The organism is Symbiobacterium terraclitae, from assembly GCF_017874315.1.
Classification (GTDB): domain Bacteria; phylum Bacillota; class Sulfobacillia; order Symbiobacteriales; family Symbiobacteriaceae; genus Symbiobacterium; species Symbiobacterium terraclitae.
Genome location: NZ_JAGGLG010000024.1, coordinates 24785 through 48305 on the forward strand (window position 1 = coordinate 24785; position 23521 = coordinate 48305).

A 23521-nucleotide genomic window follows, 5' to 3' on the forward strand; every position below is an offset into this window, starting at 1 on the left:
GACCATTCGGCTGGAGGGCATGCGTCGGATGAAAGCGGTGATCATGGCGGGTGGCGAAGGCTCGCGGCTCCGGCCCCTCACCTGCGACCGGCCCAAACCCCTGGTTCCCGTCTGCAACCGTCCTGTCATGGCATACGTCCTCGACCTCCTGGCTGAGCACGGCTTCCAGGAGGTCTTTGTCACGCTGGGGTACATGCCCGGGGCGATTCAGGACCACTTCGGCGACACGTACCGCGGCATGCGGCTGCACCACGTGGTCGAGGAGAGCCCGTTGGGCACGGCCGGAAGCGTGGCCGCGCTCAAGGCCCATCTGGACGGAACGTTCCTGGTGATCTCAGGGGACTGCCTGACCGACCTGGACCTGTCGGAGGTGGTGGCGTTTCACCTCCGGACCGGGGCGGTGGCCACCCTGGCCATGACCCGGGTGGAGAATCCCCTGGAGTACGGCGTGATCATGACCGACAGGGAGGGGCGCATCCGCCGGTTCCTGGAGAAGCCCACCTGGAGCGAGGTCTTCAGCGACACGGTAAACACGGGAATCTACGTGCTGGAGCCTTCCGTGCTGGACGGGGTGCCGGCGGGCCGGATGTACGACTTCAGCCGCCACCTGTTCCCGGCGCTCCTGAGGAAGGGGGCTCCGCTCTATGCGGCGGTGGCGGAGGGCTACTGGTGCGACATCGGCGACCCGGCCGCCTACCTGCGGGCGAACCTGGACCTGCTCTCCGGCCGGCTGCGGTTCCGGCCCCCCGCCCGGCAGGTGGTGCCCGGGGTCTGGGTGGCCCGGGACCTGCCCCAGGGCGTCCTGATCGACGGTCCGGCGCTGATCGGGGAGGGCTGCCGCCTGGGCCCCGGGACCCGGCTGGAGGCGGGTGCGGTGCTCGGGCCGGGCACGGTGACCGGGGAGAACGCCGTACTCCGCCGCTCGGTCACCTGGGCGGGGGTCCGCCTGGGCGCGGAGGCGACGCTGGTGGGCGCGGTGCTCTGTGACGGCGTGTCGCTGGCGGACGGGGCCGGGGCGTTCGAGGGCGCCGTCGTGGGGTCCGGCTGCACGGTGGGCGCCGGGGCGGCCATCTCGCCGGGGGTGAGGCTCTGGCCCCGGACGGAGGTGGCGCCGGGGGCCCGGGTGGACGTCACGCTGGTGCAGTCGCCCCGCTGGTCGGGACGAGTGCTGCGGCGGAACAGCATGACCGGACAGCTGGGCTCGGACCTCTTCCCGGAGAACGCCCTGCGCGTCGGGACAGCCTTCGCGTCGCTCCTGGGCGACCGGGGACCGCTGGTGGTGGCCGGCGATCCGGGCCAGCCTGCGGCGCTGCTGAAGCAGGCGCTGATCTGCGGGGCGCTCGCGGCGGGGTGCGACGTCCTGGACGCCGGCGCGACCGCCTCGCCGGTGACGGAGTACACCATCCGCCGGCTGGGCGCGGCGGGAGGCATGCACGTGCGGTGGGGGCGGTCCCAGGCCCGGGTGGTCTTTTACGACGGGTCGGGGCGGCCCGCGCCGCGGGACCTGGCGCGCAGCCTGGAGCAGGCCTGCGCCCGCCAGGACTTCCCGCGGGCGACCCACGAGACGGCGGGGCACGTGGAGGGCCTGCCGGACGCGGAGCTGCGCTACCTCGAGCACCTGGGCGACCAGGTGGACGGCGAGGCCCTGCGCTCCGCCCGCCCGGGCGTGGCGCTGGCGGCAGGGTGCTGGCCGGTGCTGCACCGGTGGCTGGAGCGGCTCGGCTGCCGGGTGCTGGAGACAGGTGGGCCGCCCGGGATCGAGGTAGATCGGGTGGGGGCCGACCCGCCGGCGGGCGCGCGGCTGCTCATCGGGGTGGAGATCGACCGGCTGGAAGCCACCTGGCAGCTGGCCGGGGCGGGTCCCGAGCAGATGCTGGCGCTGGACCTGTGGCTGCGGCTTCGCCACTCGGGCGGCGGGGCGGAACCCGTTCCGCTCCCGGTGACGGCGCCCCGGGCCCTGGAGGAGATGGTGCGCCGCTGGGACCGCGTGCCGGTGCGGGTGAGGCAGGAGGAGTGGCGGCCGCAGGACCCGCTGCTGGCCATCGGGCAGCTGCTCTGCTGGATGGCCGGGGAGCGGCTCACGCTGCGCGACGTGTTGGCACAGCTTCCCCGGGCCTCCACCGCAGTCCGGACGGTCGCCTGCCCCTGGGAGGCCCGGGGGCGGGTGCTGCGCCGCCTGCTGGAGGAGCAGCCGGAGGGCGCCGTGGAGCTGATCGACGGCCTGCGGATCCGCGAGCCGGAGGGCTGGGCCCTGCTGTTGCCCGACCCGGACGAGCCGCTCTGCCGGGTCTACGCCGAGGCCGACGACCCGGCGCAGGCAGAGCGGCTGGCGAAGCGGTACGAGGAACGCGTGCGGAGCCTGGTGTAGCAGTGCAGCGGGAGGGATCGGAGGAGTACTGTACCAGGGGCTTTGGGTACGGTCCGCCCCGGCGGGAGCCCGAGGGTGAATCGTGAAGGTTGGCTGCAGCGGGACCGGCCGGGGAGACGGGACGCAGCGTCAGGGATCTGGGCGGCTGACCGCGGCGGGGCAGGTCGGGGCGCGGCCGGGTGGGCTCACAGCCCGGTCATGGGGCATCCTATCAGGGCGAGATCCGGTTCGGGAGAGGGGCAGCCTGCAGATGACCGTAGACCTGGTGCAGCACAGCATCGCCGTGATCGCCCGCGGCCAGACCCCCACCGGCGCCTACCTGGCCTCGCCGAACTTCGCGCAGTACCGGTACGCCTGGCTGCGCGACGGCGCCTTCATCGCCTACGGCATGGACCGGGCGGGCCAGCACAGGAGCAGCCGGGCGTTCCACCGCTGGGTCGACCGAACCTTGCGCGGCGTCGCCTGCAAGGTGGAGGCCCTGGAGCAGAAGGCGGACCGCGGCGAGCCCATCGAGATGACGGAGTGGCTCCACTGCCGGTACACGCCGGAGGGGCAGGAGGGCGACGCCGGCTGGGGCGTCTTCCAGCTGGACGGGTACGGCACCTGGCTCTGGGCGCTGTGCGAGCACGTGCGCATGACCGGCGCCCGGGACCTGCTGGAGGAGGTGCGGCCGTCCGTGGAACTGGTGCGGCGCTACCTGACCCGCTTCTGGGACCGGCCCAACTTCGACTGCTGGGAGGAGCACGGCGAGCACGTCCACCCGGCGACGCTGGCCTGCATCTACGGCGGGCTGCGGGCCGTCGACGCCCTGGAGGGAAGTCAGGGGGCGGCGGAGGTGTGCGAGGCCATCCGATCCTACCTGCTCACCCACTTCGTGCACGGGGGACGGCTGACCAAGTTCGCCGATGGCCGCTCCATCGACGCCAACCTTCTCTGGGTGTCGGTTCCCTTCGGGCTGCTCTCCCCGTCCGACCCGCTGATGGAGGCGACGGTGGCCGAGTTGGAGCGCCGGTGCGTCACCGGGGGTGTCCACCGGTACCCGGAGGACACCTACTACGGCGGCGGAGAGTGGCTCATCCTCTCCGCCTGGCTGGGCTGGTACTACGTGCGGGCCGGGAACCGGGCCAGGGCGCTGGAGCTGCTCGCCTGGGTGGAACGGCAGGCCGACGAGCGGGGCGACATGCCGGAGCAGGTGACCGACCGGGCCAACGTGCCCGAGATGGTCCAGCCGTGGGTGAACCGTTGGGGGCCGGTGGCCAAACCGCTGCTCTGGTCGCATGCGATGTACCTGATCTTGCGGGCGGAGCTGGGCCTGCTCGAGCAGCAGTTCTCAGGGCCTGAGCCAGGATGGTGAAGGGCCCGACCGATGCCCATCGGCGCGTTAGTTGCAACGTGAAGGGTAACGTTGTGAGCCACTCCGGATTTGGGCGTGGCTCACCGCGTTACCGTTGCGGTCGGGCGAGCCGGCACACCACCGCCTCGATGCGGCAGTTCATGCTGGTCAGAGGGGTGTTCTGGGAGCCTACGCCTCGGGGACAGGATGGTGAAGGGCCCAACCGACTCCCATCTGTGCGGTAGTTGAGACGTGGAGGGTAACGTTATGAGCCACGCCTGGCTTGGGCGTGGCTCATAGCGTTACCGTTGCGGTCGGGCGAAGGGCTACAGGGGCATGGGCGGCCTGGGCCCACCTGACAGGACCTCGAACAGGCCGCCCGCCCTCCTGCGGCGATATTCGAAACGTAAAGTGAAAGCGTATGAGCCACTCCGACTTCCAGCGTGGCTCATACGCTTTCGGTTCCGGCCGGGCCAACGGCTATGCGGGTACCTCGGTACGCTGTGTCGGGTGGTACTGGGACGGCCTGGGCCCACCTGACAGGACCTCGGACAGGCCGCCCGCCCTCCTGCGGCGATACTCGAAACGTAAAGTGAAAGCGTATGAGCCACTCCAACTTCCAGCGTGGCTCAAACGCTTTCAGTTCCGGTCGGGCGAAGGGCTACACGGGCACCTCGGTACGCGGTTTACTGGGCAAGCGGCCGCCCACGCGCCCAGAACCCGCAGGCAGCGCAGGTACGGCCTCCCTCCCTTCGATCACGCTCAGGCGTAGATGGCGTAATCCAGGTGCGGGAAGAGGTTGTCCGCTTGCTCCACCTGCGCCAGCCACTCCGGGTCGGGGAGCCTGCCGGCCTCCAGGGTCTCCCGGATTCGGCTGAAACGCCCGATGTGGCTCTGGAACCGCCTGCGGGCGTACCCGGTGGCCGTGTCAGCCCGCAGGATGAAGGGCCAGTCGCTGGCCTGGGCGAGGAGCACCTCCCGGGCGGCCTGGTTGAGCGCCCTCCGCACCGCGGGCGGCGGGTTGCGGTACTTCCGGGCCAGCTGGATCATCTGCCTGCCCGTGCCGTGGATGTGGCGGTACATCCAGTGGTTGGAGCCGTCGCACCAGAACTCGGCGTACCCCTGGTACCCCCAGGAGGAGTAGACGGGCTCGAGCACCCCCTGCCCGTCCGGAAACCGGTCCAGGTACTCCCCCGGCGAGATGAACCGCACTGCCGCCTGGCCGGCCGCATGCCGGGCGACCTGCTCGATCCAGTAGGGGCCCTCGTGCCACCAGTGGCCGAAGAGCTCGGCATCGTACGGTGCGACCAGCAGCGGCGGCGGCGCGCCGGGCAGCATGCCGCGGGCGACGGCAATCTGCCGGCTCCGCTCGTGGACGAAATGGGCCGCGTGCCGGATCGCCGTCTGCTCGGCGGCCCACCGGTCGTAGAGTTCCTTGTAGTCGGTCGGACCCGTCACCCGGTGGTACTTGAAGCCGGTGAAGGTGCGGATGCCCTGCGGCCCGGCCAGCCGGCCCAGGTGCTCCGGATCCCGGTCCCAGCCGATGTCCCGGTAGAAGTCCCGGTAAGCCGGGTCGCCGGGGTAGCCTTCCTTGGCGCTCCAGACCTGCTTGGAGGAGAGCTGGTCCCGCCCGAAGACGGCGACGCCGCCGGGGGTCCAGCCGTGGCAGAGCGTCCCGTAGGGCGCGGCAGGGCGCGCGTGGAAGAGGCCGTGGCTCTCCACGAAGCAGTACTGGACCCCGACCTCCTTCAGGTACCGGTCCACGCCGGGGTAATAGCCGCACTCGGGCAGCCAGAATCCCCGGGGGGAGTGGCCGAACCGGCGCCGGAATTCGTCGGCCGCGACGTGAATCTGGGCACGAACCAGCTCCGGCTGGTGCTGCAGAAGCGGCAGGAAGCCGTGGGTGGCGGCGCACGTGATCAGCTCCACGTAGCCGGCCTGCTCCAGGCGGCGGAACGCTGTGAGGATGTCCCGGCCGTACCGGTGGACGTACAGGTGGTGCAGCCAGCCCATCAGGTGCTGGTAGTAGCGGGCCACGTTGTGCTCGACCCAGCCCTCGGTGAGGCGGACCTCCCGCTCGGCCAGCTCGACAGCGGCCTCCAGGTGCTGCTCGTACCGGTCCCTGAGCAGCGGGTCGTCCAGCATGGCCATCAGCGTGGGGCTGAAGGAGAGGGTGAGGCGGAAGGGGATCCGGTCCGCCTCCAGCTTCTCCAGCGTCTCGAGGAGGGGCAGGTAGCATTCGGTGATCGCTTCAAAGAGCCACCGCTCCTCCAGGTAGTCCTCCCGGTCCGGGTGGCGTACGAAGGGCAGGTGGGCATGGAGAACCAGCGCGACGTAACCCAGTGTCATGTGACTCCTTACCTCTGTCAGAATGTCGGCCACGGCGCCGGGCTGCCGCCAGAGCAGGGCCGGCGCACGTAACTCCTACCTCCGTTGAATGCTGCCGGCCACGGCGCCGGGCCGGTCGCCGCCGAGGTACCGGTAGAGCATCTCCGGCGTCCGGGCCCCCGGCGTGTCGTACGGCATGGCGATGGGGTTGCTCCGGCAGATCCGCCAGCTGCGGCCGTCCGGCGCCAGGCGTTCGTAGGTGAAGGTGTAGTGGCGTCCCGGCTCCAGCCCGTCGTGCAGGAACCAGTGGTCATCGTGCTCGTGCAGCCGGATGGTGCGCACCAGCCGGCCGCCCTCCCAGACCCGCAGAACCGGTACGGTCGCCGCATACCCTTCCTCCCCCAGGCGGCGCCGCAGCTGCTGCTCAGCACCACCGCTGCGCTCCCAGTAGACGTATGCCGACCGGGGGGTCCGGATCAGGGCGACGACCGCGTCCTCGCCATACGCGGACGGAAAGGGGATCTCCTCGGTGAGCGCCCGCCACCTGTCGGCCTCCGGCGTCTGCACGGGGTCCGGATCCAGGGGGCCGCTGACCTCCATGGGCGGCACCAGCGTGGAGGGGTGCGCACCGAGGCGGGGGTACTTCCGTCGGTCGGAGCGGACGGACCGCGGCCGGGTCCGGGGGCGGGCGCTGTACGCGAGGTACAGACCGAGCGCGACGCAGCCGAGCCCGATCACGCCCAGTATCGCCATTTCCTCCATGTCAGCAGACCTCCGATCCGGGGAATGATCAACAGCACCAGTTTCCGCTCAGCCGCCCGCGGTTATTCTGCCTGATGACGGTCTCCTGCATCGTATCCGGGAGGCGGGCTTTGCTCACGCTACTCTCCGGGAAGGAGTGCATGCCTTGGCTAGACCGCTGGTAATCGGAAACGGCCGGCTCCTGGTCTGCTACGACGACCGGCTGACGATGCGCGACCTCTACTATCCCCACGTGGGCCAGGTGAACCACATCGTGGGCCGGCGCAACCGGGTGGGCATCTGGGTGGACGGTACCCTGGCGTGGGTGGGCGACGACTGCTGGGAGACCCAGATGCGCTACCGGAACAGCTCCATGGTCGCCGAAACCCACGCGGTCAACGTCCGCCTGGGCCTGGAGCTCTGGATCCGGACTGCCGTGCACCCGCTGGAGGACATCCTGATCCAGCACCTGCGGCTGCGCAACCGGCGGGACGAACCCCGTCAGGCCCGGGTGTTCATCACCCACGACCTGGACCTGGAGGGCCACAACATCGGCGACACGGCCATGTGGGACCCGACGCACGGCGTGATGATCCACTACAAACGCAACTGCTGGGTGCTGATCGGGGCGCAGGGGCCCGAGGGCGGGATCTCCCAGTACGCCACCGGCCGGAAGCGTTTCCACGGGGCGGAGGGCACCTGGCGGGACGCGGAGGACGGCGTGCTCGAGGGAGGCTCCATCACGCAGGGGTCAGTGGACTCCACCGTCGGGCTGGAGGCCGCGCTGGAGCCCGGCGACACCGCGGACCTCTACACCTGGTTGGTCTGCGGGAAGGACCGGACCGGGGTCCTCAGGGGGCACGGCCTGGTGCTGGAGACGGGGCCGGAGGAGTTGCTCAGCCAGACCGAGCGCTATTGGTGGTCCTGGGCCCGGTCGGGCCGGGGCGACCTCGGCGTGCTGCCGGAGGAGCTGCGGGAGGCCTACTACCGGAGCCTCCTGATCATCCGGACGCAGGCCGATGACAGCGGCGCCCTGATCGCCGCCAGCGACAGCGACATCCTGGAGTCGAACCGGGACCACTACGGCTACATGTGGCCCCGTGACGGGGCCTTCATCGCAGCGGCCCTGGACCGGGCCGGGCACCGGGGCTTCGCCCGCCGGTTCTACCGCTTCTGCCGGTCGGCCCTCTCCGAGGAGGGCTTCTTCTGGCACAAGTACAACCCCGACGGGTCGGTCGGGTCGTCGTGGCACCCGTGGGTGGGGTCCAAGGGCGTCCAGCTGCCGATCCAGGAGGATGAGACGGCGCTGGTCCTCTGGGCGCTGGGCAACCACTGCCTCCTCAACCGGGACCAGGAGTTCGCCGGCCAGGTCTTCGCGGACCTGACCCGCCCCGCCGCGGACTTCCTCGTCCGCTACCGGGACCCGGAGACCGGGCTGCCGGAGGAGAGCTACGACCTGTGGGAGGAGCGGCGCGGGGTCTTCACCTTCACGACGGCGGCCGTCATCGCCGGCCTGAAGGCTGCCGCCGGCATGGCCCGGATGCTGGGCGACTACCGCCGGGCCCAGGAGTACACCGACGCGGCGGAACAGACCCAGGGCGCCATGCTGAAGCACCTCTGGTCGGACGAGCAGATGTGCTTCCTGCGCGGTGTCTACCGGACCCCGGACGGCCGCCTCGTGCCCGACCCGACGCTGGACTCCAGCGTGATGGGCGTGTTCCTCCTGGGGGTGCTGCCGGCGTGGGACCCGCGGGTGACCACCACCGCGCAGAAACTGGAGGCCGGACTCTGGGCCAACACCAAGGTCGGCGGGATGGCCCGGTACTACGACGACTACTACTTCCGGGTGTGCGCTGACCCGGCGGTGGCACCTGGTAACCCGTGGATCATCTGCACGCTCTGGCTGGCCAAGTGGCACATCGCCCGAGCCCGGACGAAGCGGGATCTGCAGCCCGGGCTGGAGCTGATCCGCTGGACGCTGCGGCACGCCATGCCCACCGGGGGCCTGCCGGAGCAGGTGGACCCGTTCACGGGCAGGCCGCTCTCGGTGGCGCCGCTCACCTGGAGCCACGCCACGCTGATCGACGTCCTGCTGGACCTGGCGGAGAAGCTGCATGCGCTGCCGGACTAGCGGCTGGATCCGACGGAAAGCACCACGCGCTGCCCGATGCGCTCCCGGCTCTGACGCGAACCGTCACGTCCAGCAGGACTGGACCACTGGGCAGACTACCCCTTGAGGAGGCGATCCGACGTGCAGAGATGGGAGGGTCTCGGTTACGATCCCGGGCCGGTCGGCGAGAGCCACACGCGCGTGGGCCCGCCCACCCGGGAGACCGCCGCTGCGCCGGCCGGTGCGCACACCGCCCCGGCGCGGCAGGCGTCCTGGCCGGGCACGCGCACCGCTGCCCCGCCCCACAGGGAAGAGAATCCCTGAGCCTAAGAAAGGTACAGACACCCCCCGCCGCAGCCCTTTCGGCGAGGGGTGTCGTCGTCTCTGTCGCCGGATCTACTGCTGGCCGGCCTGCTCCTCCAGGGCCTGCGTGACCAGCTTCAGCGCCAGCTGCGGGTTGGCACGCCCGCGGGTGGCCTTCATCAACTGGCCCACGAACCACTGGGCGGCCGACTGCTTGCCGGACTTCCAGTCCTCGAAGACCTTCGGGTTGGCGGCGACGACCTCCCGGGCGATCTTCAGCAGCTCGCCCTCGTCGGCCACCTGGGTCAGACCCTCTTCCTTGACGATGGTCTCGGCGTCCTTGCCGGACTCCACCATCTTCTCGAAGACGGTCTTGGCGATCTTGCCGGTGATGGTGCCCTTCTCGATCAGCTTCAGCATCCCCGCCAGCTGCTCGGGGGTGACGGGGATCTGATCGGGCCCGAGCCCCTTCTCGTTCATCACGCGGTTGAGCTCGTTGATCTGCCAGTTGGCCACGGTCTTGGCGCTCTCCCGCCCGGCCAGCTCCACCGCCCGGAGGAACCAGTCGGCGTACTCCTTCTCCGCCACGATGATGGAGGCGTCGTAGGCGGAGAGGCCGTAGTCGCTCATCAGCCGGGCCATGATGGCGTCGGGCAGCTCGGGCAGCGAGGCCCGCACCCGCTCCACGTCCTCGTCGGTGAGCACCACCGGCGGCAGGTCGGGCTCGGGGAAGTAGCGGTAGTCCTCGGCGTCCTCCTTGGAGCGCAGCAGGACGGAGATGCCCTGAGCGTCGCGCCAGGAGCGGGTCTCCTGCTCGACGGCGCCGCCCTCCTCCAGGATGGAGATGTGCCGCTTCTGCTCGTACTCGATGCCCCGCACCACGGCGGAGAAGGAGTTGACGTTCTTCAGCTCCGAGCGCACGCCGAACTCGGCGGAACCCGCGGGCCGCACCGAGACGTTGACGTCGCAGCGCATCGAGCCCTCCTCCATCTTCACGTCGCTGACGCCGCAGTACTTGAGGATGGAGCGCAGCTTATTCAGGAAGAGGTCGGCCTCCTCGGACGAGCGGATGTCGGGCTCGGTGACGATCTCGATCAGCGGCACGCCGGCCCGGTTGAAGTCCACCAGCGAGGTGTCGGCCGCGGCCACGTCGTCGCCGGCGTGGACCAGCTTGCCCGCGTCGTTCTCCAGGTGGATCCGCTTGATGCGGATGCGCCGGCTGGTGCCGTCCTTCCGGGTGATGTCCACGTACCCGTCGTAGCAGAGCGGCAGGTCGTACTGGCTGATCTGGTAGCCCGACGGGTTGTCCGGGTAGAAGTAGTTCTTCCGGTCGAACTTGGAATAGCGCTGGATCTTGCAGTTGAGGGCCAGGCCCGCCTTCACGGCGTACTCCAGCGCCTGGGCGTTCAGCACGGGAAGCGACCCGGGCAGCGCCAGGCAGACCGGGCAGACGTTGGTGTTGGGCTCGGCGCCGAACTCGTTCTTGCAGGAGCACCAGACCTTGGTCTCGGTGGAGAGCTCCACGTGGACTTCAAGGCCGATGACGGTTTCCCACTTGGCGGTCACTGCTGCCGCCCCCCCTTCAGGTCCACATCCGGACGGGCCTCGTGGTGCTTCGTCACCTTCTGGTACGCCCAGGCCAGCTGCAGGAGCTGGGTGTCGGCGAAGTGCTGGCCGATGAGCTGCAGCCCGACCGGCAGGCCGTCGGCAAAGCCGCAGGGCACCGAGATCGCGGGCAGGCCGGCCAGGTTGACGGGGATGGTGCAGATGTCGGCCAGGTACATGGAGAGCGGATCGTCCAGCTTCTCGCCCAGCCGCCAGGCGGTGGTGGGCACCGTCGGTGTGACCAGCGCATCGAACCGCCCGAAGGCCCGCTCGAAGTCGCGGATCACGAGGGTACGCACCTGCTGCGCCTTCTTGTAGTAGGCGTCGTAGTAGCCGCTGGAGAGGGCGTAGGTCCCGATCATGATGCGGCGCTTGACCTCGGGGCCGAAGCCCTCGGCGCGGGTCCTGCCGTACATCTCCAGGAGACCGCTGGCCCCCGCAGCGCGGTAGCCGTAGCGCACGCCGTCGAAGCGGGCCAGGTTGGCCGAGGCCTCGGCTGGGGCGATGATGTAGTAGGCCGACAGGGCGTGCTCGGTGCTGGGCAGCGAGCACTCCTCCACGCTGGCGCCGAGCTCCTCCAGCTGCTTGATGGCCTCCTCGACCCGGGCCCGGACGCCGGCCTCGATGCCGGATCCGAAGTACTCCCGGGGAACGCCCAGCCGGACGCCCTTGAGGGACGGCTCGCCGCCGAACTTGACCTCAGGCGGGGTGCGGCCCGCGTTGGTCGCGTCGCGCCGGTCCGGGCCGGCGATGACCTCGAAGAGCCGGGCCACGTCCTCCACGTCGTGCCCGAAGGGACCGATCTGGTCCAGGGAGGAGGCGAAGGCCACCAGGCCGTAACGGCTGACGTAGCCGTAGGTGGGCTTCAGCCCCACCACGCCGGTCAGCGCCGCCGGCTGCCGGATGGAGCCGCCGGTGTCGGAGCCGAGGGACAGGGGGACCTCCTCGGCGGCCACAGCCGCGGCCGAACCAGAGGAGGAGCCGCCGGGGATGCGCTCCAGGTCCCACGGGTTCCGGGTGACGCCGAAGGCGGAGGTCTCGCCCGAGGAGCCCATGGCGAACTCGTCCATGTTGGTCTTGCCGATGATGATCGCGCCCGAGGCGCGCAGCCGCTCCACCACGGTCGCGTCGTAGGGCGGCACGTAGCCCTTCAGGATGCGGGAGGCGCAGGTGGTCTCGATGCCGCACGTGCAGATGTTGTCCTTGACGGCGACGGGGACGCCGGCCAGCGGCCCGAACTCCCTGTCGCCGGCCTTGCGCCGTGCATCCAGCTTCCGCGCCCGGTCCAGCGCGTGCTCCGCCGCCACCTTGATGAACGCGCCCACGACCGGGTCGACGCTGGCGATGCGGCTCAGAACGGATTCGGTGATCTCCACCGCCGACAGCTCGCCGGCCAGGAAGAGCCGGTTCAGCCTGGCGGCGCTCAGCTTATGGGTCATAGCTGCCATCCCCTAGCCCTCCGTGATCTTCGGTACCCGGAAGCAGCCCGCCTCGGCCTCGGGGGCCTGTTCCAGGACGGTCTGCCGGTCCAGCGACGCCTGGGGCTTGTCCGCGCGCAGGACATTCTCCAGGGATACCGCGTGGTAAGTGGGCGGCACGCCGGTGACGTCCAGCCGGTTCATGCTCTCTACGTGCTCCAGGATGCGGCTCAGCTGCACCGTAAAGGCCGCCTTCTCCTCCTCGGAGAGGCTCAACCGGGCCAGACGGGCCACGTGCTCAACCTCTTTCAGCGTCAGCGCCATGGTCCATCACCACCATCTATAGTCTGGGAGAGCCCGGTGGGCACGCCCGTGCGTAACTACCTGATTTTATCACAGAGCGGCGCAAACCGGCAATCTTCCTGGCAGCGGCAGGGCAGAGCGAACCAACAGCCGCCAGCGGCCGGTCTCATGAGCGGGGAGCAAACGCACGAGGAGGAGTTCGCATGGCTCACACCGCCGTCAAGGTCCTGTTCGACTCGTCGCACCGCACGTTGGAGGAGATGCTCAACGAGTGGCTGGCCGAGGTGTCGGGTTCCGTGACGATCATCGACGTCACGCTGAACTCCAACCAGTACGGGCACTGCATTGTCATCCTGTATCAGGAGACCGGTGAGGGGCGGTTCTACCGGGGCCACCTGTTCTACGGCCAGCGGCACACCGCGCTGGAGCAGGAGGCGAACGCCGGCCTCGCAGCCGCCGAGGCGCAGTGGGGCCGGTTCGTGGCGCTCGGCTCCAACGAGTACGGGCACTGCCTCTGCGTGGTTGAGGAGCGGTGACCAGAAGTCAAAGGCCCCGCCCTCCCGGCTGGGGAAGGGCGGGGCCGATTCGCGCACTCAGCGGGACGTCCGCATGTGGCAGGCGACCCAGTGGTCGCCGCCCACGTTGATCAGCGGCGGCTCCTCCGTCTTGCAGATGTCGCCCACCTGCGGCTGGTAGCGGCACCGGGTGTGGAACCGGCAGCCCTTGGGCGGGTTGACCGGCGAGGGCACGTCGCCCTCCAGCACGATCCGCTCCCGCTTCAGGGTCGGGTCAGGGATCGGGATGGCAGACATCAGCGCCTCGGTGTACGGGTGGAGCGGGTTCGCGTACAGCTCGTCCGCCGGCGAGATCTCCATCATCTTGCCGAGGTACATCACGCCGACCCGGTCGGAGACGTGCTTCACCACCGCGAGGCCGTGGGCGATGAAGAGGTAGGTCAGCCCGAACTCCTTCTGCAGATCCTCCAGAAGGTTCAGCACCTGCGACTGGATCGACACGTCGAGCGCGGAGACCGGCTCGTCGCAGACGATCAGCTTCGGGTTCAGGGCCAGGGCCCGGGCGATGCCGATGCGCTGGCGCTGGCCGCCCGAGAACTCGTGCGGGTACCGGCGGGCATGGAAGGAGGCGAGGCCGACCACATCCAGCAGCTCATGGACCTTCTTGGTCTTGGCCGCGCCGCGGGCGACCCCGTGGATCTCCAGCGGCTCGCCGATGATGTCGCCCACCGTCATGCGCGGGTTGAGCGAGGCGTAGGGGTCCTGGAAGATGATCTGCATCTCGCGGCGAAGCTTGCGCATCTGCTCGCGGTTCAGGTCGTAGATGTTCCTGCCCTCGAAGAGGACCTGGCCGTCGGTGGGCTCCTGCAGGCGCAGGAGCACCTTGCCCAGCGTCGTCTTGCCGCAGCCGGACTCGCCCACCAGGCCCAGGGTCTCACCCCGGCGGATCTGGAAGGAGACGCCGTCCACCGCCTTCACCCAGCCGACGGTGCGGGCGATGATGCCGCCGCCCGTGACGGGGAAGTGCTTCTTCAGGTTCCGTACTTCGACCAGGACCTCGCCCTGCTGGGCCTTCGTGCTCACCGCGGTGCTCATCAGGCCGAAACCCCCTTCGAGAGACGCTCTTCAGCGAGGAAGCAGGCCACGAAGCGCCCGGGTGCCACCTGCTGAAGGGTGGGCTGCTCCTGGCGGCAGCGATCGACCGCCACCGGGCAGCGCGGCGCGAACCGGCAGCCGGGGGGCAGGTTGAGCGGGTTGGGCACCACGCCCTCGATCACGTGCAGCTTCTCCACGTGCTGGTCGAGCCGCGGCACCGACTTCAGCAGACCCTCGGTGTAGGGGTGAATCGGGCTCTTGAACAGGGCGACTGCGTCGGCCTCCTCGACCACCTTGCCGGCGTACATGACGACGACCCGCTCGCACATCTCCGCCACGACGCCCAGGTCGTGGGTGATCAGCATGATGGCCATGCCCAGCTCCTTCTTGAGCTTCTTCATCAGCTCGAGAATCTGGGCCTGGATCGTCACGTCCAGCGCCGTGGTCGGCTCGTCCGCGATCAGCAGCTTCGGGTTGCAGGAGAGCGCCATGGCGATCATCACGCGCTGCCGCATGCCGCCCGACAGCTGGTGCGGGTACTCCTTCACCCGCTGCTCCGGCAGCGGGATGCCCACCAGGCGGAGCATCTCGACGGCCTTCTCGAGGGCCTCCTTGTGCGACAGCCCCTGGTGCAGCTCGATGGCCTCGGCGATCTGGTCGCCCACGGTGTACACCGGGTTCAGCGAGGTCATCGGCTCCTGGAAGATCATCGAGATGTCGTTGCCGCGGATGCGCCGCATCTCGGCCTCGGACTTCTTGAGCAGGTCCTCGCCCTCGAAGAGAATCTCTCCGGCGACGATCTTGCCCGGCGGGTTGGGAATGAGCCGCATGATGGAGAGAGAGGTGACACTCTTACCGCACCCGGACTCGCCCACTACACCGAGCGTTTCCCCGCGCTTGATGTACAGGTCTACTCCATCGACGGCCTTCACCACGCCGTCCTCTGTGAAATAGTGGGTCTGAAGGTTCCGGATTTCGACAAGCTTCTCGCTCACAGGCTCACTCCTCTTCGCCACTCGCACTCGAGTCGTGATGTGCTACGACTGCTCCGGCGTTGTAGAACAGGTACGCGTACGGTCAACTGCCTCGATCACGGCCTTGTGCTCATGAGACGAGCAATCGCGCCGTTCGGTTTGGTCTTTTTCGCTCAGAGGGAGTCGTAATCCTTCTCGTACAAATCGTATCTTTGGTGATCCGGTTGTCGGTGGTTGTCGGTGAAGGTGCAGGCTGCTTCACAGCTACGGCTGGACGTACCGGGCGTAGAACTCCTCCTCGCTCAGCACGGGGATGCCCAGCTCCTGCGCCTTGGTCAGTTTCGACCCCGCGGCCTCTCCGGCCAGGACGAAGCTGGTCTTCCGGCTCACCGAGCCCGAGGCCTTGCCGCCCAGCTGCTGAATCAGCTCCTCGATCTCCTTGCGCCCCCAGCGGGTGAGCGTGCCGGTCACCACCACCGTCATGCCGGACAGCGGCCCCTCCGCCGGCCCGGCCTTCCGCTCGCCGACCATGTTGACCCCGGCGGCCCGCAGCTTCGCCAGCAGCGCGTGCGACCGCGGCGAGGCGAAGTAGGCCCGCACCGACTCGGCGATCTTCGGCCCCAGGCCGGGGATCGCCATCAGTTCGTCCAGGCTGGCCTGCTCGATGGCCTCCATCGAGCCGAAGTGGTCGGCCAGCAGCCGGGCCGCCCGCTCGCCCACGTGGCGGATGCCCAGGGCGAAGATCAGCCGGTGCAGGGGGTTCCGGCGCGTGGCGTCGATGGCGGCGAGCAGGTTGTCCACCGACTTCGCCCCCATGCGCTCCAGCGCGATGAGCTCCTCCCGCCGCTCGTGCAGGCGGTACAGGTCGGCCGCGTCCGCGATCAGCCCCTCGTCCAGCAGCGTCTGCACCAGCGCCTCGCCCAGCCCCTCGACGTTCATCGCGTCCCGCGAGGCGAAGTGGAGGATCGCCCGGTACTGCTGGGCGGGGCAAAGGCTGTTGGGGCAGCGGGTGGCCGCCTCACCCTCGGCCCGCACCAGCTCGGCGCCGCAGGCGGGGCATGTGGCCGGGAACTGCCAGGGCACGGCACCGGGCGGCCGCTTCTCCAGCACGACCCGCACGACCTCGGGGATGATCTCGCCGGCCTTGCGGACGATCACCGTGTCGCCGACCCGGATGTCCTTCTCCCGGATATAGTCCTCGTTGTGCAGCGTGGCCCGCTTGACCGTGGTGCCGGCGATGCGGACCGGGGCCAGGTCGGCCGAAGGCGTGACCACGCCCGTCCGGCCCACCTCGAGGCTGATGCCCTCCACCGTGGTCTCCCGCTCCTCGGCGGGGAACTTGTACGCAATGGCCCAGCGGGGGAACTTCGAGGTGAACCCCAGCCGCCGCTGCTGGGCGAGCGCGTTCACCTTGATCACCAGACCGTCGATCTCGTACGGCAGCTCGAAGCGGCGCTCCCGCCAGCTCTCGACCCACTCCAGTACCTCGTCGATCGAGCGGCAGAGGCGCCGGTGCGGGTTCACCTTGAAGCGCCACGCGGCCAGCCGCTCCAGGCACGACCAGTGGCCGGCAAGGCCCAGCTCCTCCGCCCCGACCACCTGGTAGAGGAAGGCGTCCAGCCGACGCTCGCGGGTCTTGCGAGGGTCCTTCTGCCTGAGCCCGCCGGCCGCGGCGTTGCGCGGGTTCTGCAGCAGCGGCTTGCCCGCGTCCGCCAGCGCCCTGTTGAGCTCCTCCAGCACCCGCTTGGCCATGTAGACCTCGCCCCGCACGATCAGCCGGGGCGGCACCGGCCCGCCGTCCGGCTCCAGCCGGAGCGGGATCGAGCCGATCGTGCGCAGGTTCTCGGTCACGTCCTCGCCGGTCTCGCCGTCTCCCCGGGTCGCCCCCTGGACGAAGAGGCCGTCCTCGTACCGGAGCGAGATGGAGAGCCCGTCGATCTTCAGCTCGCACACGTACTCCACCGGCTCGCCGCCGAGCCCCTCCCGGACCCTGCGGTCGAAGTCGCGCAGGTCGTCCTCGCCGAAGGCATTGTCCAGCGAGTACATCGGCGGCTGGTGCGGCACCTTGGCGAAGTCGGACGCCGCGGCCCCGCCTACGCGCTGGGTGGGCGAGTCGGGCCGCAGCAGCTCAGGAAACTGCTGCTCCAGCCGCTTGAGCTCCAGCATCAGCTGGTCGAACTCGGCGTCGCTGATCTCAGGCTCGTTCTTTACATAATAGAGATACTCGTGATGCCGGATGGCGGCAGTCAGCTCCGCGATCCGGCGCTCTGCCTGCGCCCTGTCCATCACGTTCGCACCACCTCGCGTCACGCCTCGCCGCCGCCGGCCGGCCGCAGGTAGGAGGCCACCAGCACCCGCTGACCCGCCGCGGCGAACTGCACCGTTACTGTGTCACCCATCACGGCCTTCACCACGCCCTGACCGAACCGGTCGTGCTCCACCCGGTCGCCGGGGCGGAACTGCGGCGTCTTCTCGGCCGGTGGCGCCGTGGCGGCCTGCATCCGCCTGGCCTGCGCCGTCTTCCCCCACCCGGCCGAGCCAATGGCCGGCGAGAAGTCGTCGTCGGGCGCCTCCGCGCCCCGCCCGCGGCCGTAGCCGCGCCCGTCCCCTCGGCCGTAGCCGCCGTAGCCGCTGCCGTACCGGCCGCCGGGGCGGACCATGCCCGCGCCGCTCGGGGCCGGCTCACCCGGCCCTCCGTCGGGCACGGCCTGGCGGCCTGCGGCCGGGCTGCCGGCCGCCGTCACCTGCCGGACCAGCTCGGCCGGGATCTCGCCGAGGAAGCGGCTGGGGCTGTTGTAGTTCTCCTGGCCCCACAGGTTCCTGCTCAGCGCGTGGGTCAGGTAGAGCCGGAAGCGGGCTCGGGTCATGCCCACGTAGCAGAGCCGGCGCTCCTCCTCCATCTGCACCTCGTCGGCGAGCGAGCGGCTGTGGGGGAAGACCCCCTCCTCCATCCCCACCAGGAAGACCACCGGAAACTCCAGCCCCTTGGCGGAGTGGAGGGTCATCAGGGTGACCTTGTTCTGCCCCTCGCCCACCTGGTCGGCGTCCGTCAGCAGGGCAACGGTGGCGAGGAAGGAGTCCAGCTCCTTGAGGCCGTCGAACTCCTCGCCCTCGGGCGGCTCGAACTCCGCCGCCATGGAGAGCAGCTCCTGCACGTTCTCCACCCGGGCCGCCGCGTCCAGCGAGGTGTCGGCCCGCAGCTCGTCCAGGTAGCCCGTCCGCTCCAGGACGGCCTCAATGAGCTCGCCCACCGTGCACTGAGCGCTCAGGTTGGTCAGCTCCTCCAGCAGGGCGCCGAATTCCTCCATGCGCCGCTGGTAGGTGCCGGAGAGGCCGGGCACCATGGAGCAGTCGAGCGCCGCCGTGGCCACGGGCACCTGCCACTGCTCGGCGTAGTCGACGAGCTTGTCCACCGTGGCGGGCCCGATGCCCCGCTTCGGCACGCCCACCGCCCGGCGGAAGGAGACGACGTCGGCCGGGTTGGCGATGAGCCGCAGATAGGCCAGCACATCCTTGATCTCCTTCCGCTCGAAGAAGCGGAGGCCGCCGTAGATGCCGTAGGGGATGGAACGGCGCACCATCGCCTCCTCGAGCGCCCGGGACTGGGCGTGGGTGCGGTAGAGGACGGCGAAGTCCTGGAAGGTGAGGCGGGTGCCGTCCGGCAGCCCCTCGGCCACCAGACGCTCCACCTCCCGGGCCACGAAGGCGGCCTCGTCCCGCTCGTCGACGGCGGTGAAGGAGAAGACCGGGTCGCCGGCGCCGGCGGCCGTCCAGAGCCGCTTCTCCTTGCGGCCGGCGTTGTGCCGCACGACCTCGTATGCAGCGGAGAGGATGTTCTGCGTGGACCGGTAGTTCTGCTCCAGCTTGATGACACGGCAGTTCGGGAACTGGGCCTCGAACTCCAGGATGTTGCTGATGTCGGCCCCGCGCCACGAGTAGATGCCCTGGTCGTCGTCGCCGACCACGGCCAGGTTCTGCCGCCGGCCGGCCAGCAGGAAGACCCAGCGGTTCTGCACGTGGTTCGTGTCCTGGTACTCGTCGACCAGGATGAACTGGAACTTGCGCTGGTAGAAATCCCGCACGTCCTCGAACCGCTCCAGCAGCTCCACCGACTTCAACTGCAGGTCGTCAAAGTCGAGGGCGTTGCTGGCCTTCAGCCGCTCCTGGTAGAGGGCGTAGACCCTGGCCACCTGGCCGCGCCACCAGTCGGCGGCCTGCGCGGCGAACCGCTCCGGGTCCAGCATGGCGTTCTTGGCGCCGGAGATGGTGCCCAGCACGGCGCCGGGCTGGAACTGCCGGTCGGAGAGGCCGAGCCGCTTCAGGCAGTCCTTGATGACCGCCTGCTGGTCGTCGGCGTCCAGGATGACGAAGTTGCGCCCGTAGCCCAGCCGCTCGATGTCGCGCCGCAGCATGCGGACGCACGTGGAGTGGAAGGTGGCCGCCCACACCTCCCGGGCCCGGGTACCCACCAGTTGCTCCACCCGCTCGCGCATCTCCGCCGCCGCCTTGTTGGTGAAGGTGATGGCGAGGATGCGCCAGGGATCCACCCCCCCGCCCAGCAGGTGCGCGATGCTGCCCGTGTCGATGCGGCCGCCGCACTCCACCGCGGCGCGCAGGCGCGCCAGGTCGCCCTCGGTCATCTCCTCGGGCGGCAGCGCTTCGGGATCATAATGGGGCCCGAACAGGATCAGGTGGGCGATGCGGTGGGCGATCACCCGGGTCTTGCCGCTGCCCGCCCCGGCGAGGATGAGCAGCGGTCCCTCCCCGTGCAGCACCGCGGCCCGCTGCTGCTCGTTCAGACCCTGGAGCAGCGAGCTGCGCACCGCATCGCGCAGCCGCTGATACTCGCGTACCGACTCAGCATCCAGCATAAGCGCGGGTCACCTTCCTTGCGTCCTGTGGATTTCTCGCCGGTCCTCCCTACCTCCTCCCGCTGCCATGTTGCGCATCTTCGACATTGGACCGCGCCTGCCAGCAGTTGACAGTAAGTGTTGACATCTCACTGCCACTCCTGGTAAAGTGGGTTCCGTTGCGATAGACGGCCATCCGTCACTTCCCATTATTCACACATATTAACAGCAACACCTGTTCACTTCGACCCTAAAGGAGGTCCCCCATGTTGCTCCGACTACTCCGCCGGCGACGTTCCATCTGGGCTGCCCTGGCGCTGGGCCTGGCGGCCGTCCCGACCATGTTCGCCGGCACGGCGGCCGCCCCCGCCGAGGGCTCGGATCCGAACCTGGCCGAGCCGGAACTCGATCCGATGGCCGCGCCGCCGCCAGACCCGGCCGAGCTGGAGCGCGCCCGCCTCCAGTCGCAGGCCGAACTGATCGCCGACCTCGCCCCCGAGAAGTACCGCCTGCTGGTGATCACCACCGCAGAGCGGTACGGCGTGGACCCGCGTCTCGTGGCCGCCATCATCACGGTGGAGAGCCGCTGGGACCCGGATGCGGTGGGCGCGCACGGCGAGCAGGGCCTGATGCAGATCCTCCCCTCCACGGGCGAGTGGCTCGCCGGGGTCATGGGGCTGACCGAGTACCGGCTGAGCGACCCGGCGACCTCGGTGGAAATGGGCACCTTCTACCTGGCCGCCCTCATCAGGGAGTACGGCTCGGCGGACGTGGCGCTGGCGGTGTACAACGGCGGTCCGCGCGCCGCCGAGGGCTGGCAGGGCAACGCCTACCGCCGGCGGGTGCTCACGGCGTATCAGGGGGTTGCGGTGGTGGAGCGGGCGTGGTGACGCCCGCTCCGCGCGCGTAAGGCGCCCCCGGCCGGCCAGCGCCGGCCGGGGGCGTCTCCCTGTCTACATACCCGTTCCGTCGGGCGGCAGCGGAGCGCGCAGTGTGGCGGTGATGCGCGTGCCCCTTCCGGGGCTGCTCTCCACCGCGATATCGCCCCCGTGGAGCTGGACGATCCGCCGGCAGATCGCCAGCCCCAACCCGGTACCCCGGGGCTTCGTCGTGAAGTAGGGTTCAAAGAGCCGGGGCAGCAGGTTCTCCGGGATCCCTTGACCCGTGTCGGCCACCTCGAGCACCAGGTGCTCGGCGTCGGGGCGGAAGAGGGCGACCCGGAGCCGCCCGCCGTCGGGCATGGCCTCGAGCCCGTTGACCACGAGGTTCAGCACCAGGATGTGGAGGAGCGCGGGGTCGCCGACGGCCAGCTCCTCCGGCGCCAGTTCCTCCGCCAGCACCACCCCCTGGTGCACCATGGCCGGACGCTGCAGCTGCAGGACTTCCCGCACCAGGCCGGCCGCGTCCAGCGGCTCCGGGTGGAACTGCGGAGGGCGGGCCGCCAGCAGGAGGTCGCGCAGAATCCGGTCCATGCGGTCGATCTCGCGCAGGACGAGCGCGAGGTGGCGGGCGTGCTCGGACGCCCCGCGGGCCTGCATCAGCTGGATGCCGCCGCGGATGGCGGCCAGGGGATTGCGGATCTCGTGGGCGGCGCCCGCCACCAGGCCGGCGGATACCCCGGCTTCCCGGGCCTGGCAGACGGCTCCCCCGATGCGGCCGCCCTCCTCCAGGATCGGGCCGCTCCACACGGCCAGGCACCGCCCCTGCCAGACGACCTCCTGCTCGCCCTCCATCCTCCGTCCGGCGAGGGCGCCGCGAACCTGCAGCAGGTCGGAGACCGCCTCCTCCAGCGGCCGCCCCTCGGCCGCCGCCGGGCCGAAGAACTCCCGGGCCCGGCTGTTCACCAGGCGCACAACCCCCGCGTCATCCGTGACGATGACCGCAGAAAGAAGGCCTTCCAGGGCCTGGGCGACCAGGCTGGACGCCTCTGTTGCGTGCACTGCGAATCCCCTCCTCGAACCGGAAAGGCTCACCGCCAGGGTTCGTGAGGACCGGGGGATTCTCCTCCTGCGCTAGCTTCCGCCACCGCCGCCGCCGCCACCGCCGCCGCCTTCAGAGCCGCCCTGGCCGCCGCCCTGGCCGCCGTGGCCGCCCTGGCCGCCTTTGCCGCCCTGTCCACCGGACTGGATGCCCTTGGCGAGGATGTCCTGCAGCGTCTGGCGGATCGCCTGCTGGATCTCATGCTGCACGATCGGCTCCTGCATCATCTCGACCAGCTTCTTCTGGATGGCCTGCTCTCCCAGCGGCGAGCTGAGCACGCTCTTGACCGCCTCGCTGAGCGCGTCCTTCCCCTCCTGGGTGTCGAGGGCCATCTCGAGCATCTCCACGCCAGCCTGGTCACGCACCTGCGTGCGGATGAAGTCCTTCATGTCCGGCTCGCTCAGGCTCTCCCTGACGGCCTTCTTCACCTGATCCGCACTGGGCTCCGGAGACTGCTGTGGCTGCTGCTGCGCCGCCATGCAGCCCTGAAGCAGCAGGGCGCAGAGCAGAATGGCTGCCCACCGCACACGCACCGTGCCAAATCCCCCTCCAACTGCCCATCGCATACGTTTGCCTCTAGGGTTCACCGCCAGAGGGACAATGATGCGGAGTGACGGCAGTCAGGCGCGCGCTGCCCGCACGGCCGCCTCGGCCAGGATGCGGGTCGGATCACCTTAGGGTGGCGGCGTCAGGTGCGCGAAATGACCAGAGAAAAACCGACGGCGGGAAGTGCGTGTGCACCTCTCGCCGTCGGCCTGTCTGGCGGAGAGAGAGGGATTTGAACCCTCGCGGGACTTGCGCCCCCTACAGCTTTAGCAAAGCCGCCCCTTCAGCCACTTGGGTATCTCTCCACGGCTGCGCTTCCGCCGCCTTCTCGGCGGCGCATCTGATACTATAGCATCTCCGCCCGCGCTGCGCAACCGGATGGCACGCGGCGATTCCGTCCGGGCTCGCCGCCCGGTTTCTGCCTGCTTCAGCCACCGGGCGCCCGCAGGCCCGACCGCCGCTCACGCGAAGGCGGGTGCCTGCAGCTCTCGCCATCCGGCCTCACGCCTCCGCAACGAAAAAAGCCGTGCTCTTCCGAGCACGGCCTCTGGCGGAGAGAGAGGGATTTGAACCCTCGCGGGACTTGCGCCCCCTACAGCTTTAGCAAAGCCGCCCCTTCAGCCACTTGGGTATCTCTCCACGGCTGCAGTTCCGCCGCCTTTGCGCGGCGCATGAGTTACTATACCATGTCCACGTTCTCGACGCAACAGGAATTGCTTGCACAAGTTGCGCGCAGATGCTGCTTTGGGATCCTCCTTGACTCGAGTAACAGGGCATCTCGCACCTTAGCACTACACTGGTTGCGTTCTTCTCCACGCTGACAGTCAATCATCGGGGGCGGGCAAGTACACCAGATGGACGGCCCCGCTCGCACTCACCCAATTGCCTTCAGAATCAACCTCATCTCCCTGCTGCAGGGGCACGGTCGGATGTTTCACAGCCTGCGCCCAGACGATGTAGGCCACCCCCGGTCGAGGAATGTCCCACGTGACTTCGGCAGTGCGGTCCGTGTCCGGGATCACCGTCCCGATCTGAACGAGCGGAGATCGATT

General features: G+C 69.6%; 17 protein-coding genes and 2 tRNA genes. 6 read left to right on the forward strand and 13 right to left on the reverse strand.

The window, feature by feature from the left end:
• Positions 1-19: 19 nt before the first annotated feature.
• Complete coding sequence (locus J2Z79_RS13020; RefSeq protein ID WP_209467326.1) at positions 20-2368, forward strand: sugar phosphate nucleotidyltransferase; 2349 nt, start codon at positions 20-22, stop codon at positions 2366-2368.
• Between the two features lie 250 nt (positions 2369-2618).
• Complete coding sequence (locus J2Z79_RS13025; RefSeq protein ID WP_209467327.1) at positions 2619-3722, forward strand: glycoside hydrolase family 15 protein; 1104 nt, start codon at positions 2619-2621, stop codon at positions 3720-3722.
• Between the two features lie 741 nt (positions 3723-4463).
• Here J2Z79_RS13025 and J2Z79_RS13030 read toward each other — a convergent pair.
• Complete coding sequence (locus J2Z79_RS13030; RefSeq protein WP_209467328.1) at positions 4464-6050, reverse strand: glycoside hydrolase family 57 protein; 1587 nt, start codon at positions 6048-6050, stop codon at positions 4464-4466.
• A gap of 75 nt (positions 6051-6125) precedes the next feature.
• Positions 6126-6791 carry a DUF4912 domain-containing protein gene (locus J2Z79_RS13035; protein WP_209467329.1) on the reverse strand — a complete coding sequence of 222 codons (666 nt, stop codon included), beginning with the start codon at positions 6789-6791 and terminating at the stop codon, positions 6126-6128.
• Positions 6792-6936: 145 nt separating this feature from the next.
• Between J2Z79_RS13035 and J2Z79_RS13040 the strand changes: the two genes are divergently transcribed.
• Positions 6937-8901: a glycoside hydrolase family 15 protein gene (locus J2Z79_RS13040; RefSeq protein WP_209467330.1), complete on the forward strand. Its 1965-nt coding sequence runs from the start codon at positions 6937-6939 to the stop codon at positions 8899-8901.
• A 120-nt stretch (positions 8902-9021) separates the two neighbouring features.
• Positions 9022-9204, forward strand: a complete 183-nt coding sequence (locus J2Z79_RS13045) for a hypothetical protein (protein WP_209467331.1) — start codon at positions 9022-9024, stop codon at positions 9202-9204.
• Between the two features lie 72 nt (positions 9205-9276).
• On the opposite strand, the gene gatB is transcribed toward J2Z79_RS13045, so the two are convergent.
• The 3 genes from gatB to gatC are packed head-to-tail and all read right to left on the reverse strand — an operon-like array spanning position 9277 to position 12530.
• Positions 9277-10749: an Asp-tRNA(Asn)/Glu-tRNA(Gln) amidotransferase subunit GatB gene (gatB, locus tag J2Z79_RS13050; RefSeq protein WP_209467332.1), complete on the reverse strand. Its 1473-nt coding sequence runs from the start codon at positions 10747-10749 to the stop codon at positions 9277-9279.
• Positions 10746-12227, reverse strand: coding sequence for an Asp-tRNA(Asn)/Glu-tRNA(Gln) amidotransferase subunit GatA (gene gatA, locus J2Z79_RS13055; RefSeq protein WP_209467357.1), 1482 nt, complete (start codon positions 12225-12227; stop codon positions 10746-10748). Before gatA ends, gatB begins: the two co-directional genes overlap by 4 nt.
• 12 nt (positions 12228-12239) lie before the next feature.
• Positions 12240-12530 (reverse strand): Asp-tRNA(Asn)/Glu-tRNA(Gln) amidotransferase subunit GatC, encoded by a 291-nt coding sequence (gene gatC / locus J2Z79_RS13060; protein ID WP_209467333.1) that lies wholly within the window; start codon positions 12528-12530, stop codon positions 12240-12242.
• A gap of 182 nt (positions 12531-12712) precedes the next feature.
• Between gatC and J2Z79_RS13065 the strand changes: the two genes are divergently transcribed.
• On the forward strand, positions 12713-13045 hold the full coding sequence (locus tag J2Z79_RS13065; protein WP_209467334.1) for a hypothetical protein: 333 nt from the start codon (positions 12713-12715) through the stop codon (positions 13043-13045).
• 57 nt (positions 13046-13102) lie between these two features.
• Here J2Z79_RS13065 and J2Z79_RS13070 read toward each other — a convergent pair whose 3' ends face one another.
• The 4 genes from J2Z79_RS13070 to J2Z79_RS13085 form a co-directional block, all read right to left on the reverse strand.
• Entirely contained in the window at positions 13103-14119 is a 1017-nt protein-coding gene (locus tag J2Z79_RS13070) for an ABC transporter ATP-binding protein (RefSeq protein ID WP_209467335.1), read from the reverse strand.
• The gene (locus tag J2Z79_RS13075) at positions 14119-15114 is read right to left on the reverse strand and encodes an ABC transporter ATP-binding protein (RefSeq protein WP_209467336.1); all 996 of its coding nucleotides are present in this window, start codon (positions 15112-15114) and stop codon (positions 14119-14121) included. Before J2Z79_RS13075 ends, J2Z79_RS13070 begins: the two co-directional genes overlap by 1 nt.
• 243 nt (positions 15115-15357) lie before the next feature.
• On the reverse strand, positions 15358-17379 hold the full coding sequence (gene ligA / locus J2Z79_RS13080; RefSeq protein WP_209467337.1) for an NAD-dependent DNA ligase LigA: 2022 nt from the start codon (positions 17377-17379) through the stop codon (positions 15358-15360).
• Between the two features lie 20 nt (positions 17380-17399).
• Complete coding sequence (locus J2Z79_RS13085; RefSeq protein WP_209467338.1) at positions 17400-19964, reverse strand: ATP-dependent helicase; 2565 nt, start codon at positions 19962-19964, stop codon at positions 17400-17402.
• 245 nt (positions 19965-20209) lie between these two features.
• On the opposite strand from J2Z79_RS13085, the gene J2Z79_RS13090 reads away from it, so the two are divergent.
• Entirely contained in the window at positions 20210-20833 is a 624-nt protein-coding gene (locus tag J2Z79_RS13090) for a lytic transglycosylase domain-containing protein (protein ID WP_209467339.1), read from the forward strand.
• A gap of 63 nt (positions 20834-20896) precedes the next feature.
• On the opposite strand, the gene J2Z79_RS13095 is transcribed toward J2Z79_RS13090, so the two are convergent.
• The 4 genes from J2Z79_RS13095 to J2Z79_RS13110 all read right to left on the reverse strand — a co-directional run bounded on the left by J2Z79_RS13095 (position 20897) and on the right by J2Z79_RS13110 (position 23108).
• Positions 20897-21883 carry a sensor histidine kinase gene (locus J2Z79_RS13095; protein WP_209467340.1) on the reverse strand — a complete coding sequence of 329 codons (987 nt, stop codon included), beginning with the start codon at positions 21881-21883 and terminating at the stop codon, positions 20897-20899.
• 72 nt (positions 21884-21955) lie between these two features.
• A complete protein-coding gene (locus tag J2Z79_RS13100) occupies positions 21956-22456 on the reverse strand; it encodes a hypothetical protein (protein WP_209467341.1) in 501 nt (166 codons plus the stop codon).
• Between the two features lie 227 nt (positions 22457-22683).
• Positions 22684-22774, reverse strand: a tRNA-Ser gene (locus tag J2Z79_RS13105).
• Between the two features lie 243 nt (positions 22775-23017).
• A tRNA-Ser gene (locus J2Z79_RS13110) sits at positions 23018-23108 on the reverse strand.
• Between the last annotated feature and the right edge of the window lie 413 nt (positions 23109-23521).